Below are 16,303 nucleotides of genomic sequence, written 5' to 3'. Positions count from 1 at the left end.
CACTCGACCGCACCCCCGCCTCGGGCGCGACGTCGGCCGGCATCCGCCGAAAAGCGGACGTCCAGGCCGGCCCGTGCGGACCGGCCTGGACGTCAGGACCAGCTGAGGATCAGACGAGGTCGAACCGGTCCAGGTTCATCACCTTGTCCCACGCGGCGACGAAGTCGCGCACGAACTTCTCCCGCGCGTCGTCGCTCGCGTAGACCTCCGCCAGCGCGCGCAGCTCCGAGTTCGAACCGAAGACCAGGTCGACGCGGCTGCCGGTCCACTTGACCTCTCCGGTGGCGGCGTCGCGGCCCTCGAAGGTGTCGGCGTCCTCGGACGTCGGCCGCCACGTCGTGCCCAGGTCGAGCAGGTTCACGAAGAAGTCGTTGGTCAGCGACCCGGGGGTGTCGGTGAAGACACCGAGCGGCGAGCGCCGGTGGTTCGCGCCCAGCACCCGCAGGCCACCGACCAGGACGGTCATCTCGGGCGCGCTCAGGGTCAGCAGGTTCGCCTTGTCGATCAGCAGGTACTCGGCCGGCAGCCGGTTGCCCTTGCCGACGTAGTTGCGGAACCCGTCCGCGGTCGGCTCCAGCGCGGCGAACGACTCCACGTCCGTCTGCTCCTGCGAGGCGTCCGTGCGTCCCGGAGTGAACGGCACCTCGATGTCGAAGCCGGCGTTCCTGGCGGCCTGCTCGACCGCGGCGCACCCGCCGAGCACGATCAGGTCGGCGAGCGAGATCTTCTTGCCGCCGGTCTGGGCGGAGTTGAAGGCCTCCTGGACGCCCTCCAGGGTGCGCAGCACCGTCGCCAGCTCGTCGGGGTCGTTGACCTCCCAGCCGTTCTGCGGCTCGAGGCGGATGCGGCCGCCGTTGGCGCCGCCCCGCTTGTCACTGCCGCGGAACGACGAGGCCGCCGCCCACGCGGTGGAGACCAGCTGGGAGACCGACAGCCCCGAGGCGAGGATCTGCGCCTTGAGCGCGGCGACGTCCTGCGCGTCGACGAGCTCGTGGTCCACCGCCGGGACGGGGTCCTGCCACAGCAGCGTCTCGGCCGGGACCTCCGGGCCGAGGTAGCGCGTGACCGGACCCATGTCGCGGTGGGTCAGCTTGAACCACGCCCGGGCGAAGGCGTCGGCGAACTCGTCGGGGTTCTCCAGGAAGCGCCGCGAGATCGGCTCGTAGACCGGGTCGAAGCGCAGCGCGAGGTCGGTCGTCAGCATCGTCGGGGCGTGCGTCTTCGACGGGTCGTGGGCGTCGGGGACGGTCCCGGCGCCGGCACCGTCCTTCGGCTTCCACTGGTGCGCCCCGGCGGGGCTCTTCGTCAGCTCCCACTCGTAGGCGAACAGGGTCTCGAAGAAGCTGTTGTCCCACGTCACCGGGGTGGGCGTCCAGATGCCCTCCAGCCCGCTGGTGATCGTGTCCCCGCCCTTGCCGGTGCCGAAGCTGTTCTTCCAGCCCAGTCCCTGCTCCTCCAGGGGCGCACCCTCGGGCTCGGGACCGACGTGCTCGTCGGCGTTGGCCGCGCCGTGCGTCTTGCCGAAGGTGTGACCCCCGGCGATCAGGGCGACCGTCTCCTCGTCGTTCATCGCCATGCGGCGGAACGTCTCGCGGATGTCCCGGGCCGCGGCGATCGGGTCCGGGTTGCCGTTCGGACCCTCCGGGTTGACGTAGATGAGGCCCATCTGCACCGCGCCGAGGGGGTTCTCGAGTTCCCGGTCGCCGGTGTAGCGCTCGTCGCCGAGCCAGGTGGTCTCGGGACCCCAGTAGACGTCCTCCTCCGGCTCCCAGACGTCCTCGCGACCACCGGCGAAGCCGAACGTCTTGAAGCCCATCGACTCCAGGGCGACGTTGCCGGCCAGGATCAACAGGTCGGCCCACGAGAGGTTCTTGCCGTACTTCTTCTTCACCGGCCACAGCAGCCGGCGCGCCTTGTCGAGGTTGGCGTTGTCCGGCCAGCTGTTGAGGGGCGCGAAGCGCTGCTGCCCGGACCCGGCGCCGCCGCGGCCGTCGCTGATGCGGTAGGTGCCCGCGCTGTGCCACGCCATCCGGATGATGAACGGGCCGTAGTGGCCGAAGTCCGCCGGCCACCAGTCCTGCGAGGTCGTCAGCACCTCCGCGATGTCCCGCTTCACGGCGGCCAGGTCGAGGTTCTTGAACGCCTCGGCGTAGTCGAAGTCCTCGCCGAGGGGGTTGGCCACGGCGGGGTTCTTGGCGAGGATCTTCAGGTTGAGCCGGTTCGGCCACCAGCCGCGGTTGCCACCGCCCTGCGTGGGGTGCGGGGCGCGGTCGTGCGCCACTGGGCACCCGGCTTCGCTCTCGTTAACTTCGGCGAGGACGGCGTCGTTGTTCTCGGCCATGCGATTCCTTCCAGGGGCTGAGCGGGGGGATCGGGAACTACTGGGCGGTGGAGCAGTCGGGGCACAGGCCCCAATAGATGACCTCGGCCTCGTCGATCGAGAAGCCGCGGTCGTCGGACGCGGTCAGGCACGGCGCCTCACCGACGGCGCAGTCGACGTCGGCGATGGCCCCGCACGACCGGCACACGAGGTGGTGGTGGTTGTCTCCGATCCGCGACTCGTAGCGCGCCACGGAACCGGACGGCTGGATCCGCCGCACCAGACCCGCCGCCGTCAGCGCGTGCAGCGAGTCGTACACGGCCTGGTGGGACACCTTCGGAAGATCCCTGCGCACGGCAGCGATGATCGAGTCCGTGTCGGCGTGCGGATGCGCGTGCACCGCGCTCAGCACCGCCACCCGAGGACGGGTCACGCGCAAAGCGGCCCCGCGCAGCATCTGCTGGAAGTCCAAGGGTGCGACCACGCCCCAGAGACTGGCCCACTTTCTGGAACCAGTCAAGAACTTGTGTCGACCAAGATCAGCTCCTACAGTGCGACACGACAGGCCCGCGCTCCCCGGCGCGACCCCTCCGCCTGCCGCCAGTGCGGCCTGCCAAGAAAGTGCAGGTCAGCCACGCCGACGGACTACCGCCCCGAACGCGGCCGGGAGCCCGAGGCGGCGGTCGGCAGGGCGTCGGACGCGGTACCGGGCCGTACCTCGGGCTGCCGGGGCGGGCGCGAGCATCGGGTACGCGGTTGCGATCGCGGCAGTCCGATCGATGTCGGGGCGCCGATCAGAGCCGAGGCCGCCCGGCCAGTCGGGCCCGCTGCCTGCTGCTCTCGACGACACGGAACCGCCGGGCCGCCGAACCATCTGCCCGTGCGCTCGCCCGCTCGAGCCCGCTCCGGAGGTGACGCGATGACCGCCGACCACGCACCCGTTGGTTTCGCCGACCTGGGCTGTGTTTCACAGTCCCGGCCAACGGCGCGAGGCTGGCGGCTCGCGCCTCACCGGGCCTTGGCGAGCGCGACATCGCTTCGCGATCTGTCCGGTGACGCTCGCCTCCGGCATCGCCTCACCGGCCAAGCAACGCGCTCGCGCGCCTAAAGCCACTTCGAAACAGGGCCTGACCCGCCCGACCTGGTGGCCGACGCCCGCGAGCCACTCGCCGCCGCAGATACGGGGCCGCCACGCTGATCGCGCTGGGAAAATCGCCTTGCATTTCGCAGATTTCGCTCGTGAGCACATGCGGCTCGCTCGGCCACTGCTGTTTTGCCAAGGAAACCCGATTCGGGTCAACGCGCGGATTTCCGTTGAAGGCATATCTCCTTCAACGCCCAGGCCAGCTAGGGCGACCCCCGCCCGCCCACATCGTGCTGCTGTCCGACAGCGACAACACCACCGGCCGCACCGCCCCGAGGCCATCGGTGCCTCCCGCGGCGCCCACGTCCCGAGCAGGAATCGTTCGGGTTCGAGCGCCACGTATTGGGCGGTCAGCCCGTCGAGGGGCGGGCTGACCGGGTGCGTGCTGTCGATCCGAACACGTCGAACCGTTGATGGTGTCGGCGGTCATGCCAGACGGCGTTTGGGTGCCGACGACAGCAAGGCCCACGTTCAACTGCCGGCGGCGCTTCCAATGCCCATTCTGTGTATCGAGGAGGGCCTTTGTGGGATTTCGGCTCTAGGAGGGGCGCCTGTCTTTGAGGGTGTAGCCGCCATGGAGCACCGGCGCGTCGGCGGCCGGGGCCATGCACCTGGTCAGCAGCGGCTCGCCTTCCGGTGTGCCCCCGGACAGCCCGATTCGGCTGGGACCGGCGCCCTTGCCGGCGACGTAGAAGCTCACGCCCATGCGGACATGCCGCTCCAGGTAGCCCGCCTGCTCCCAGGGGCCGCCGGGAGTGGTCCGGACGAGTCGTCCGGTCACTGTCGCGGTGGGGCCGCCGGTGGTGAGGCAGTCGACTTCGAAATCCCCCCAATTGGCCGGGACGCCCGGCTGGTCGACCCCGTGGTAGATGCGGAACGTCCCCCAGGAGCGGGTCGGGATGCTGGGGCTGTTGGTGAATTCGCTTTGCGCGTCGACCGTTACCCAGATGTTGTGTCCGGGCGCGGGAAAGTACATTCGGGCCTTTCCTTTGATGCTGGACGTGGAACCGGCGGACGGGGTGCCGTGGGCGGACGCGGCGTTCGCGGCCGAGACGGCGGACACGGTCGTCGTCACGGCCGCCAACACCAGGGCAGAGGTCAGAGCGACAGTCGACTTGAACACGATGACGGCTCCTTCATGTGGGAATAGGTGATCACGATGGTGTGTTTCTCATCCTCCCCAGCGCTGGAGAAATAGGCGCGGGGCAACGGTTCCGGCATTGCGATTCAGTGGTAGTTTCAAAGCCGGGAAGGACTTCACGCCTGGGGGGCGCACTTGGGGCGAGTCTGACGCTGGTACGACCAGGCGGCGACGCCCAAGGCGATGCCGTACGGGCCGAACGCGCCGATCCCGCAAGCGGCGACCGTCCAGCCCGACCAGCCGGTCATGATGCCGTCGCTGGGAAGGTCGCCCAGGCCCACCACAGGCGGCAGCAGGTAGAAGATCGCGCCGATGACGCCGTAGGGCGCGAGCGTCAGAGCCCCGAGCCAGGCCGGGGTCAGGGGGAGCCAGCGTGGCACCCGGCGTCCCGCCAGCAGCGGTACCCGACGTGGGAAGACCTGGCCCCACCTGTGGGTGAGCCCTAGCAGCAGCACGATGCCGACCAACGCCGACAGCGTGGTGAAGTCCAGCCCGTACCTCTCCAGGGTCAGGATGAGACCGGAGGCGCCGTTGCGCTCGAACTCGGCGACCACCTCGTCCGCGGGCACCCCGGCGAACGTCCCGCCGAGCGCCCACGTCGTCTTCATGACGATGTACGGGACGAACGCCATGGACCCGGCATAGGCGATCAGACGTACCGCACGCGGCGCGGGGGCGGGCGGTGCCGGGATCCTGCCCGCGTCCCGTCCGGCGTGCGCGAGGCCGCATCGCGGACAGGTGTCCGCCGTGCGGCGTTGGAACGCCAGCGCCGCTCCGGCGAAAAGCGCCGCCCCGACCGCGCAGAACACCTCGACACCGAAGGTCGGCCAGTCGTCGACCGTCCCGGTGAAGACCAGTTGCAGCCCGTTCATGACGAACGAGAACGTGCCCGCCGCGGCCAGCGCACAGCACGTCCGGAGGCCGACGAGCACCCATCGGCGCGGCGTCCGCCGCACCATGCTCGCCGCCGCGGCGATCCCGCCCGTCAGCAGACAGCAGGCGATCAGCCCGGCCGCGGCCCGGCCGCCGGGCACATCCCGCAACGGAGAGCCGGTCTCCCGGCCGGCGGCCCAGCACAGGGCCGGCGCGATCCCGATCAGCGCCCACCCTCCGGCCGCGTACCCGGACCAGCGCGGCCACTGTCCCGCGAATCCTGCGATCGTTCTTCCGAGCGCGACGGTCATCGATGCCCCTCTGGAGTCATGAGCCGACCCTTCCGGACCGCCGCATCAGGAACCTCCCGCTGGAAGCCGATCCACGTCCCCCGCTCGGGGGAGCGATGCGCGTGCCGCACGGCACCCGGCCTCCTCGCGGGCTGCACGCGGCGAGGTCGAGGTGTACGGTCGGCCGTATGGGGAGTTTCGAGGGTTCCGCCCTGCCGGATGGCGAGGCTGAGATCACCGACAAGCGCCTCCTGCGCGGCGCGAGGACGCGGGAGTCGATCCTGCGGCATGCGGTCGACCTGGGCTCGTTGGAGGGACTGGACAACCTCTCCTTCGGACGGCTCGCGGCGGAGGCAGGGCTCAGCAAGGCCGGCGTCCAGACCCTCTTCAAGAGCAAGGAGGCGCTGCAGCTGGCCACCGTCGAGTACGCGCGTCGCATGTTCATCGACGCCGTCATCCGGCCGGCCCGCTCCGCCTCCCCCGGAGTCGCCCGCCTGCGCGCTCTGCTGGAGCACTGGACCACGTACGCCACCGCCCCGCTGTTCGCCGGGGGGTGCTTCCGGGCCGCCAACCTGGCCGACTTCGACAGCAGACCGGGCCCGGTCCGCGACGAGTTGTTCCGTCAGCAGCAGGAGTGGAACGCGACGATCGCGGGTGAACTGCGGCACGCGATGGCGGTGGGCGAGATCGCTGAGCTGGACGCCGAGCTCGCCGCCTTCCAGATCGACGCGCTGCTCTGCGCGGCCAACACGGCCCTGCGCATGGGAGACGACGATGCGGTGAACAAGGTCCACCGCATCGTCGAGGGGATGTTGCGGCCTCCCGTGCGGTGACGCTCAGCCGCGCGCCCTGGGCAGCAGGAAGACCAGGACGGCCGCCAGGACGGCGATGACGCACGCGCCGATCGACGCCATCGCGAAGGCATGGCCTGCGGCATGCACCCGTCCGTCGGTGGCCGGGTGGAAGGAGTTGAAGAAGACCGCACCGATGAGGGCGACACCGACCGCGCTGCCGACCTGCTGCGCGGTCGACAGCGCCCCGGATGCCATGCCGACCGATTCCGGCTTGATCCGGCTGAGCACGGTGTTCAGCACGGGCGTGATGAGCAGCCCGCCGCCGACGCTCTGCAGCATGAGCGTCGGGATCACCAGCAGCGGGGTGATCCGCGGGCCCGACAGCAGCACGACCGCGGTGGTCAGATAGCCGGCCGCCATGATGATCGCCCCGGCCTCCAGGACGCGCCGCCCGAATCTGGGCACGAGCCGACCGGCGACCAGGCTGAAGACGAAGAAGGTCGTCGCGGCCGGGGCGTACACCAGGCCCGCGCCGAACGCCGACATGTTCAGGCCGTCCTGCATCGTTATCGACAGGGTCAGGTAGTAGGAGCTGATCAACGCGTACACGGCGAGTACCAGGACCAGACCGAGGGAGAACGAGCGCTGCCGGAACAGCGACAGCCTCATGAGCGGGTCACCGCCGCGCCGGTCCACGGCGCGCTCGATCACGGTGAGGACGCCGAACGCGACGGCGCCGGCGACGAAGCAGACCCATGTCCACCACGGCCGGCCCTGCTCTCGACCCTGGATGAGCGGGAAGACGGTCAGCAGCAGCGCGACGCTGAGCGCGAGGACGCCGGGGATGTCCAGCGTGCGGGCGGCCGCCGACCGCGATTCCGGGACGTGTCGCAGCGCGAGCAGGATCGTGGCGACGCCGATCGGCACGTTGATCCAGAACACCGCCCGCCAACCGGAGCCGAACAGGTCGGCGCTGATCAGCAGGCCGCCGACGAGCTGACCGCAGATGGTGGCCATGCCCAGCACCATGCCCAGCACCCCGTAGACGCTGTGCCGCCGGGCCTGAGGGACGAGCACCGTGATGAGGGCGAACACCTGGGGCACCATCAGCGCGGCCCCGGCGCCCTGGACGGCGCGCGCGGCGATGAGCGTGCCGGGATCCGGGGCCAGGGCGCACGCGATCGACGACAGCGTGAACACCGCCGTGCCGAGCGTGAAGAGCCGCCGTCGTCCGTACAGGTCCGCCAGCCGTCCGCCGGTGATCAACAAGATCGCGTAGCTGAGCTGGTATGCCGCCAGCACCCACTGCACGTCGCCGGCCGAGGCCCGCAGGTCGGCCCGGATCGCGGGGCCCGCCACCACGACGATGAACGAGTCGAGGGTCGCCATGAAGCTGCCGATCATGACGACCGCCATCGCGGTCCATGGAACGGCCGCCGGACCTGGTCTGGCCACGGTGGCGGTTGCCGCTTGTCGTGCACGTGTCACGAGGGACTCCTGTGAATGCGCGCCCGGAGGCTCCCGGCCGGGCGCGGGTGGGGACATGGAGGGGAAGGAGCCAGGCGGGCGGCGGTCAGGCGGGTGCGGTGCGGCCGAGCCGCGAGGCCAGCGCCTTGACCATCTCGGCCGCCATGACCGCCTGGCCTGAGGCCGAGAAGTGGATGCGGTCCGCGCTCAGCAGGGTGTCGCGGTCGTTGACCGGGTGGTCCCACATGTCCACCACCACGGCGTCGTACTCGGCGGCCAGCCGCCGGACGATGCCGTTGAGCGTGGTCACCCGCTCGTGCCAGTCGGGGAACACCGCCACGACGAAGGCCCTGCCCAGGGTGAACGTCGTGAGCAGAGCGCCGGTCCCGGCCGCCAGTTCGTACATGCGCCGCAACATCGCCTCGATCTCCCCGAAGTCGGGGTGGCGCCGGAGGATGTCGTTGGCGCCGCTCGGCACGTGCAGCAGGTCGGGACGGAACTCGATCACCGGGTGCAGTTGTGCGTCCAGTGTGCGGGCCGTGGTCGCCCCGATCTCTGCGGTGTTGAGGTAGGCCAGCTCGGGCCGGACGCGCCGCAGGATGCCGGCGAGCCGGTCGGACCACCCCTGGTCCAGGTAGCCGGGACTCGCGTCTCCGGTGCCGGCCGACAGGCTGTCTCCGATCACCGCGTACCGGCGCCACGGGGCCCCGGCGAGCAACGTCGCGGCCTCCACCGGCCCCAGACAGAACGGGTCGGACTCTTCGATGAGGACGTGCGGGGAATGACTCACCGCGAAAGCATACGGTCGACCGTATGTTTAGATCAAGGTGCGAGGCTCGGATGATCAGCGAGAAGGGACTCGTGCAACCCGGTGCCCGCGATGGGATCCGCCCAGCTCAGCTGCGGTCTGGGTGGACAGATGAGGGGACTTTCGCCGATCGTCGGGCCTGGGGGGAGGGGCGCGCCGGGTCTGGTCGTGGCCGGGGTCGATGAGCGGCGTGGTGTGTCCGTCGTCGGCATGGCGGGCGGCGGAACCGCGCGTCAGCTGCCTGACCAGGACGCGCCCCAGCCCTCGAGAGGCTCCGATGACCAGAGCCCGACGCATCGGGAGCGCGGTATTTCAGGATTCGGCGTGACCGAACGGCGCGAGCTCGTCGTCCTCGGGCACGGCGAGGAGGGACTCGGCGCCGTCCTCGAGCATCTGGGCTATCTCGGCCGAGCGCGCGAGCATCGTCTTCTCGTAGCCGCGTACGGCGTCGTCGATGGTGGTGGAGTGGGCGAGTGCGAGCGCGAGTTCGCTGGCGTCGAGCATGGCGAGGTTGACGCCGACGCCCAACGGCGGCATGAGGTGCGCGGCGTCTCCGAGGAGAGTCACGCTGGACGAGTGCTCCCATGTGTGCGGCGCCGGCAGGGCGAACAGCGGACGGTCGACATAGGCGCCGTCGTTGTCGGTGATCATTCGGAGCATCCGCGGTGACCAGTCCGCATACTCGTCGAGCAGGAGCCCGCGGATGCCCTGGGTGTCCTCGGGGTGAAGCCGGTTCGCTGCGATCCAGTCCACCGGGACGCGCCGCATGATGTAGACGCGCATGTGGCCGCCGCTGTTGCGCTGTGCGAACAGGCCGCGTTCTCCGTCGGCGGCGTGGGCGCTGCCTTGGCCGACCAGTTCGCAGAGCTCCGGGTGCGCGTTCTCCATGTCGTCGAACCATGCTTCAAGGAAGCCGACCCCGGTGTAGCGCGGCGTCGCGGGGGACACGGCGGCGCGGACGCGGGAGAAGGCGCCGTCCGCACCGATCACGAGATCCGCCTGGGTGGTCGTGCCGTCGGTGAACGTCAGCGTTCGCGGCCCGTCGGCCGGTCCGCTCACTGATTCCAGGGTGCGTCCCCACTGGACCGTCCCTGCGGGCAGTGAGCCCAGCAGGAGGTCGCGAAGCTGTCCGCGGTCGATCTCGGGCTTGCTCGTTTCGCCCTCGTCCGGCAGATGGTGGGCCAGGACGCGCCCCGCCGGGTCCAGGCGGCGCATTTCCTGTCCCTCGAACCTGGCGAGCGCGAAGAACTCCTCCAGCAGGCCCGCTTCGCGGAGCGCGAGCTGGCCGTCTTCCTCGTGCAGGTCGAGCGAGCCTCCCTGGTCGCGGGAGTTCCCGTCCGGATCGCGGTCGTAGACCGTCACCGCGATGCCGTGCCGCTGCAGGATGCGTGCGCACGTGAGGCCTCCCGGGCCGGCGCCGATGATGCTGATCCGCGCGTTCGCGGGCGTCGGAGCGTTCACGGTGGATTCCCTTCGTCAGCCGGGCTTCCGGTGCCGCCATGACGCGGCGACGACCGGTGCTCACCCCCCACGGGGCGGCACCCGAACACGACACCACCAAAGCAGAAACCGATCCATAACTGCAACAGTTACAGTTGCGGACCTGATGCGGATTCTGCTCTGTTCCAGTCGTGGGATACAGTGGCGCCATGCCCGACTCTCCGACCGTTGGCCGTCGCGAGCGCAAGAAGGCCGCGACGAGGCAGGCCATCGCCGACGCCGCCCTGGAGCTGTTCCTGGAGCATGGCTTCGAACAGGTGGGCGTCCGCGACATCGCCGAACGGGCCGACGTATCGACGACGACCCTCTTCGCGCACTTCCCGAGCAAGGAGGCGCTGGTCTTCGACCGTGAGGAGGACGTCGAGGCGGCCTTGATCGCCGCGGTCCGTGAGCGGCCCGCGGGCCAGGACGTGGTCGAGGCGCTCCGCGCCCACGCGCTGAGCACATGGGTGCCGCTCGCATCGGATCCGCGTCTGGAGCGGCTGACAGCGCTGGTGGACCGAACGCCCGCGCTCCGCGAGTACGCCGAGCGCATGTGGATGCGCCATGCGGCCGCCCTCGGCGCCGCGATCGCGGCAGAACTCGGCCGGGAGGCCGACGACCTCGCATGCTCGGCACTCGCGCGGTTCGTCCTGCAGACCCGGGCCCTGCCCAGGGGCCGGCACGATCCACGCGCGGTTGTGGAGACGGTGTTCGACCTGCTGATCCACGGTTGGCGGTCACAACAATCCGCCAGCGCCTCACCGCCGGCGAGTGAGTGAGCGCCCGGTCGCTCCACACCGTTTCCTAGGCGGTCATCTGCCCGTCCACCTGCGCCGCGCCGCCCGCCTCGCCGTGCCGCACCTCGCACGGCAAGGCGGCCGCCCGCGTCGCCACCGCGATCACAGCAAGCACCTTGGCGCCCGCCGCTGGCTCTCCGACCGCCGCGGCGAGTCCCACATCGCGCCCGGCTACGAGCCCCACATCTACTACGGCTCCCCGCAGCTTGCGATGCTCTCTTTGCGCCACCGTCTCCACCAGTGCTCGGCGGCCGGTCGTGCGCTTCAGCTGAAGGTGCGCCGGTAGGTGTTGGGGCTGACTCCGACGGTCTTCTTGAAGCGGTCGCGGAAGGCGGTGGGGGAGCCGAAGCCGACCTGGGCGCCGATGCGTTCGACGGAGTGGCGGGTGGTCTCCAGGAGGTGCTGGGCCTGCCGGATGCGGGCGCGGTGAAGCCACTGCAGCGGTGTGGTGCCGGTCTGCTCACGGAAGCGGCGGATCAGGGTCCGCGTGCTCATCCCGGCGTGGGCGGAGATGTCGTCCAGGGTGAGGCTCCGGGCGAGGTTGTCCTGCAGCCAGGCGAGCAGGGGTTCCAGCTCGGATCCCTGCGGGACGGGCGGACGGTCGTGGACGATGAACTGGGCCTGCCCGCCCTCGCGTTCCAGGGGCATGACGGACAGGCGCGCGGCGTCGGCGGCGACGGCCGAGCCGTAGTCGCGGCGGATCATGTGCAGGCACATGTCCAGTCCGGCGGCGGCCCCGGCCGAGGTGAGGAACTGCCCGTTGTCGACGTACAGGACGTCCGGGGCGACCTCCAGCCGCGGATGGGCGGCGGCCAGCAGGTCGGCCGCAATCCAGTGGGTGGTGACCCTGAGGCCGTCCAGCAGACCGGTGGCGGCCAGGGGGAAGGCGCCCGTGCAGATGGAGGCGATGCGAGTGCCGTCCTCGGCCGCCGCTCGCAGCGCGTCGCGGACGTCGCCGGGGAGCGGCGCCGTCGGGGTGGCGGTTCCGGGCACGATGATCGTGTCCGCGCCTCTCAGCCCTTCCAGCCCCCAGGGCGAACGCAACGTGAACGCACCCGTGTCCAGTTCCGGCTGCCGCGCGCACACCCGGATCTGGTAGCCGGGGCGCCCGTCGGGCAACCGCGTGCGGGTGAAGACCTCGATCGGCGTGGACAGGTCGAACGGGATCACCTGGTCCAGCGCGAGCACGGCGACGGTGTGCATGGCGGAAACCTATATGCCCGCTCCATGGCGCCACGCCTGACAGGAGGCAATGTGAGGTGTTCCGTGCCAGGCCAGCCGCCATGGGAGCGCTTTGGCGAGATCCGGGTGGACGATGTCATTGACGCCACGTAGAGCCATCCCGGCCACCGCAGGGCCTCCAAATGTGCGGGCGACAGCAGGCGACCGCGCGGTGGGGCCTGGCGGGAACCCTCCGCCGTGGGGACGAAACTCGCCTCACAGGCCGGGAGATCGTGCCGCCCGGCGGTGCGCCGTTCGCCTGCTTCGAGGGGCGTCTGCGGTCCGCCACGGCGGTGTCGGATCCCAGCCGTCCCCGCATGCCGGCTGGTCACAGCGACCGTTGTGCTCGCAGGACGGTGTCGTGGGTGTGGCGGGTGCCCGCGGGTGGTGGGGTGGTTCGTGGGCGGGTTTCGTTGACCAGGACGGTCCAGGTGGCGTCGAGCAGCTCGGCGATCTCGGCGGGCTGGTAGTAGGGACTGGGGTCGAATTCGTCACCCGGCGGGAGGTCGGCGAGGTCATGGCTGACCACGAGGAGAGTGCCGCCGGGGGCGACCGCGTCCAGCAGGCCGCGCAGTGCCGCGTGGTCCGGCCGGCGCGGCAGCGGAAAGTACTGGGCCGAGACCAGATCGAAGGCGCCGGCGGGAGGGGCCGCCGTGGTCAGGTCGGCGCGTGCCCAAGCCACGTTGGGGGTGACGCCCGCGGCCTGGGCAGCGGCGCGTTCCAGGGCGACACGGGAGATGTCGACCGCGGTGACCAGCCAGCCGCGACGGGCCAGCCAGAGGGCGTCGGCGCCTTCGCCGCATCCCACGTCCAGTGCTTGCCCCGGGGGCAGGTCGGCCACTTCGGTGACGAGCACTCCGTTAGGGGCGCCGCTGAAGAGGCGGTCGCGGCTGCGGTAGCGCTCGTCCCAGAACTGTGTGTCCGTTGTCGTGCCTCGCCCGGCGCGGGGCTGTCGGGTCATCCTGACCACCTCCGCGCCCACACTGACCCGCACGACGCCGACTTGACAAAGTTCGTTGCCGAAACTGCAATAGCGGAACCATGGGGGAATTCGACGGGGTACTCGACGCGGTCGGTTCACGCCTGCGCGAACTGCGGCGACGCAGCGGCATGACCCTGACGGCGCTGTCGCAAACCACGGGCATTCCGATCAGCACCCTGTCCCGGCTGGAGACCGGGCACCGCAAGCCCAGCCTGGAGTTGCTGCTCCCCCTGGCCAAGGCGTACCAGGTGCCGCTGGACGAGCTCGTCAACGCCCCGCCCAGCGGCGATCCGCGCGTGTACCCGCGGCCGATCACCCGCAACGGCATGACGGTCATTCCCCTGACCCGCAAACCCGGCGGCCTGCAGGCGTTCAAACAGATCCTGCGCCCTGGCCCCGGCAACCTGGAGCCAGACCCGCGTTCGCACGAGGGCTACCACTGGCTCTACGTCCTGAACGGGCGGTTGCGCCTGATCCTCGGCGACCAGGACCTCATCCTCACCGCCGGCGAGGTCGCCGAGTTCGACACCCACCTGCCCCACTGGTTCGGCAACGCGGAACCGGAACCGGTCGAGTACCTGAGCATCCTCGGCCCCCAAGGCGAGCGCTTCCACACACGGGCCCGCTACCGCCCCACCTGAAGACGCTCCGCGCTTTCGATTCGCGGCGCTGTGACGACGGCAGCCAGGCGGCTTGCGCGGTACCGGTCCGGTGCCGTCCAGCGCGGCGGCCAGCGTCTGGAACAGCCGCTGGCCGGGGGCAGCACGACGACGTGCCCCCGCCGTTCACCGGTGCGTTCGCATGGGCCGCGCAGAACGCGGCCAGGTCGCCGAACAGGCCCGGGACAGTTCGACGACGAGATCCAGGACGCCGGCCTTGACGGCGTCCAGGCCGAGCGCTGGGGCTTCTTCCTCACGCCGATCGCGGGGCGGCCCCCCTGCCGGAACCGCTCGAACGTCGCCAGCACCCGTTCGGCGTAGTCGAACCGGCCGTCAACCTCGTGCGGGGCCACGCTGACCTGATCCCCGCGTATCAGGAGGTCGAAGCGGACCTCGCCGAGCCGGTCGCGCAGGCGCCGCGCGCCCTCACGCAGCCCGCGCGACGGCGCGGCGTTCACGTGCGCGGCCACGTCGTCGCGGAGCGCCCGCAGGCCGGACGAGGTCGCGCGGGCCGCGTCCAGCCCTTCGGCCAGGGCGCTGACCGCCGCGGTGTGGTCGAGCACGATCTCCAGGAACCAGCGGTGCACCTGAGGGGGTGCTTCCTGCGCGCCAGCGCCTCCAGCCGGGCGCGCGTCCTGGCCATCGACGCGGTGAAACGCTCGGCGACCCGGCGCACCACCGGATCCTCCAGGTCGCGGAAGACTTCCTGCCGGAAGACGACCAGGTCCGCGTCGTGCAGCGGACGGTGGAAGTACGCGGCGACCTCCGGCAGGCCGGCCGCTTCCGTGACCGCCCGGACGACCTGGTCGAGGTTGAGGTCCCGGAAGTACTCCGGCTCCGCGACGCCCAGTTCGCCGGAGCGCTCGACCGTCCCGGCCAGGATGCTGCGAATGCCCATCGCCTCCCGCCCCTCGCCGGCACCGAAGAGCCCCGCGGACGCCTCGGACACAGCCGTCGCTCGCAAGATCATCCCGTTCCGAGCGTAGGCCCCTCGCCGCGTCCGCCTCGTCTTGGCGAGACCGGAAGTCCGCATACGGCCACCTGGCCCGGTACGGCCCGGCCGGACGGCCGCATGTGCTCGCGGGGACCGGGGGCGGGGCTCGGTGCCGACCCACCCCTCAGCTGGGCGGTGCGGGGATGGGGCGTTCGGCCAGGGCCGCGGCGACCGCGACCAGGTTGTGCGCCATCGCGCGGCCCGTGCTCACCGCCCAGTCCTTGCCTTGGTCGGCGTCGAGAAAGCTCGGACCCGGGCCGGGGCCCTGATTCCAGTACGTCCAGGCCTGCCCGGGGACGGTGTAACCGAACTCGTTGAGCGCCCCGCTGATCTCGCTGATCACGTGGTGCGCCCCGTCCTCGTTGCCGGTGACGACCACACCCGCGACCCGGTTGAAGGCCACCGGGCGGCCCTCCTCGTCGGTCTCCGACAGCATCGCGTCCATGCGCTCGAGCACCCGCTGGGCGATCGACGAGGGATGCCCCGCCCACGTCGGCGAGGCGATCACCAGGATCTCCGACCGCACCAGCAGGTCGTGCACCCCGGGCCAGTCGTCGCCCGGCCCCATGTCGGTCTGCACACCCGGCGGCAGGTTCAGGTCGACGGCCCGGATCGTCTCGACCTTCACATCCCTGGCCCGCAGCTCGTCGATCACCACCGCGGCCAGGGCCTCGGTGTTGGACGGCTCGGGCGAGGGTTTGAGCGTGCAGTTGATCACGACGGCGCGCATTCGCCGGCCTCCTCGGGTGCTCGGGGGTAGGGGACAGCGCCCACCTACCCGCGTCAGCCCCCCGAAACGTCGGCCGCCAATTGACACCCGCAATCTCCCCCGGGGAGGTCCGCCGGAGCCCCCCGATAACCAGCAGCGCCGCCGCGCCCCCCACCGCAGCCTGTCACCCCCCCGCGAACTAACCGACGAACCACGTCCCGACCGTCCAACGCACCACCCACCCCAAACCGCCGCCTACCCCACGGCCGACCCCGCCCCAGCCACCCCCGCAACCTGACACCCACACCCCCACGACTTGGGCCACACCCCCCGCGACTTGGGCTCGCACCACCTCGACTTGGGGCTCGCGCGTCCGCGCCCTGCCACCCGCACGCCCGCGACTTGCCGCCCGTGCGTCCGCGACTTGCCGCCCGCGCGCCCGCGCCCTGCCGCCCGCGTGTCTGCGACCTGCCGCCCGCGTGTCTGCCACCTGGGGCCCGCGCGTCCGAGACTTGGGCCCCGCGTGTCTGCCACTTGGGGCCCGCGCGCGACCTGAAGTCCGCCGCGTCTGGGGTCCGCGCGTCCGTGACTTGGGCCGGTGTGTCTATGACTTGGCGCTCGT

15 protein-coding genes are annotated in these 16,303 nt (G+C 71.0%); 3 read left to right on the top strand and 12 right to left on the bottom strand.

Annotation, left to right across the window (positions count from 1 at the left end; genetic code table 11):
* Positions 1-109: 109 nt before the first annotated feature.
* The 4 genes from katG to ABD811_RS02745 all read right to left on the bottom strand — a co-directional run bounded on the left by katG (position 110) and on the right by ABD811_RS02745 (position 5,789).
* A complete protein-coding gene (gene katG, locus ABD811_RS02760; protein ID WP_344940115.1) occupies positions 110-2,341 on the bottom strand; it encodes a catalase/peroxidase HPI in 2,232 nt (743 codons plus the stop codon).
* A gap of 37 nt (positions 2,342-2,378) precedes the next feature.
* Positions 2,379-2,777 carry a Fur family transcriptional regulator gene (locus ABD811_RS02755; protein ID WP_344941051.1) on the bottom strand — a complete coding sequence of 133 codons (399 nt, stop codon included), beginning with the start codon at positions 2,775-2,777 and terminating at the stop codon, positions 2,379-2,381.
* Positions 2,778-4,002: 1,225 nt separating this feature from the next.
* Complete coding sequence (locus tag ABD811_RS02750; protein ID WP_344940112.1) at positions 4,003-4,587, bottom strand: hypothetical protein; 585 nt, start codon at positions 4,585-4,587, stop codon at positions 4,003-4,005.
* A gap of 134 nt (positions 4,588-4,721) precedes the next feature.
* Entirely contained in the window at positions 4,722-5,789 is a 1,068-nt protein-coding gene (locus tag ABD811_RS02745; RefSeq protein ID WP_344940109.1) for a hypothetical protein, read from the bottom strand.
* 167 nt (positions 5,790-5,956) lie between these two features.
* On the opposite strand from ABD811_RS02745, the gene ABD811_RS02740 reads away from it, so the two are divergent.
* Complete coding sequence (locus tag ABD811_RS02740; RefSeq protein ID WP_344940106.1) at positions 5,957-6,601, top strand: TetR/AcrR family transcriptional regulator; 645 nt, start codon at positions 5,957-5,959, stop codon at positions 6,599-6,601.
* 3 nt (positions 6,602-6,604) lie between these two features.
* Here ABD811_RS02740 and ABD811_RS02735 read toward each other — a convergent pair whose 3' ends face one another.
* The 3 genes from ABD811_RS02735 to ABD811_RS02725 form a co-directional block, all read right to left on the bottom strand.
* Positions 6,605-7,978: an MFS transporter gene (locus tag ABD811_RS02735; protein WP_344940103.1), complete on the bottom strand. Its 1,374-nt coding sequence runs from the start codon at positions 7,976-7,978 to the stop codon at positions 6,605-6,607.
* A 157-nt stretch (positions 7,979-8,135) separates the two neighbouring features.
* Entirely contained in the window at positions 8,136-8,819 is a 684-nt protein-coding gene (locus ABD811_RS02730) for an SGNH/GDSL hydrolase family protein (RefSeq protein WP_344940100.1), read from the bottom strand.
* 330 nt (positions 8,820-9,149) lie between these two features.
* A complete protein-coding gene (locus ABD811_RS02725) occupies positions 9,150-10,298 on the bottom strand; it encodes an FAD-dependent oxidoreductase (protein ID WP_344940097.1) in 1,149 nt (382 codons plus the stop codon).
* Between the two features lie 188 nt (positions 10,299-10,486).
* Here ABD811_RS02725 and ABD811_RS02720 point away from each other — a divergent pair, with 188 nt between their 5' ends.
* Complete coding sequence (locus ABD811_RS02720; protein WP_344940095.1) at positions 10,487-11,098, top strand: TetR/AcrR family transcriptional regulator; 612 nt, start codon at positions 10,487-10,489, stop codon at positions 11,096-11,098.
* A 282-nt stretch (positions 11,099-11,380) separates the two neighbouring features.
* Here ABD811_RS02720 and ABD811_RS02715 read toward each other — a convergent pair whose 3' ends face one another.
* Both ABD811_RS02715 and ABD811_RS02710 read right to left on the bottom strand, forming a co-directional pair.
* Complete coding sequence (locus ABD811_RS02715; RefSeq protein ID WP_344940092.1) at positions 11,381-12,319, bottom strand: GlxA family transcriptional regulator; 939 nt, start codon at positions 12,317-12,319, stop codon at positions 11,381-11,383.
* Positions 12,320-12,665: 346 nt separating this feature from the next.
* Positions 12,666-13,298 (bottom strand): class I SAM-dependent methyltransferase, encoded by a 633-nt coding sequence (locus tag ABD811_RS02710; RefSeq protein ID WP_344940089.1) that lies wholly within the window; start codon positions 13,296-13,298, stop codon positions 12,666-12,668.
* Between the two features lie 80 nt (positions 13,299-13,378).
* Here ABD811_RS02710 and ABD811_RS02705 point away from each other — a divergent pair, with 80 nt between their 5' ends.
* Positions 13,379-13,960: a cupin domain-containing protein gene (locus tag ABD811_RS02705; RefSeq protein ID WP_344940086.1), complete on the top strand. Its 582-nt coding sequence runs from the start codon at positions 13,379-13,381 to the stop codon at positions 13,958-13,960.
* Here the strand turns inward: ABD811_RS02705 and ABD811_RS02700 are convergent.
* The 3 genes from ABD811_RS02700 to ABD811_RS02690 all read right to left on the bottom strand — a co-directional run bounded on the left by ABD811_RS02700 (position 13,945) and on the right by ABD811_RS02690 (position 15,702).
* Positions 13,945-14,436 (bottom strand): hypothetical protein, encoded by a 492-nt coding sequence (locus ABD811_RS02700; RefSeq protein ID WP_344940083.1) that lies wholly within the window; start codon positions 14,434-14,436, stop codon positions 13,945-13,947. The genes ABD811_RS02705 and ABD811_RS02700 overlap by 16 nt on opposite strands.
* Positions 14,433-14,876: a hypothetical protein gene (locus ABD811_RS02695; RefSeq protein WP_344940080.1), complete on the bottom strand. Its 444-nt coding sequence runs from the start codon at positions 14,874-14,876 to the stop codon at positions 14,433-14,435. Before ABD811_RS02695 ends, ABD811_RS02700 begins: the two co-directional genes overlap by 4 nt.
* 220 nt (positions 14,877-15,096) lie before the next feature.
* Positions 15,097-15,702, bottom strand: a complete 606-nt coding sequence (locus ABD811_RS02690; protein WP_344940077.1) for a flavodoxin family protein — start codon at positions 15,700-15,702, stop codon at positions 15,097-15,099.
* Between the last annotated feature and the right edge of the window lie 601 nt (positions 15,703-16,303).

The organism is Actinomadura miaoliensis, assembly GCF_039536785.1.
GTDB classification, from domain to species: Bacteria; Actinomycetota; Actinomycetes; order Streptosporangiales; family Streptosporangiaceae; genus Spirillospora; species Spirillospora miaoliensis.
The sequence above is the reverse complement of the archived record's forward strand: the minus strand, read 5'-3'. Positions and strand labels throughout refer to the sequence as shown.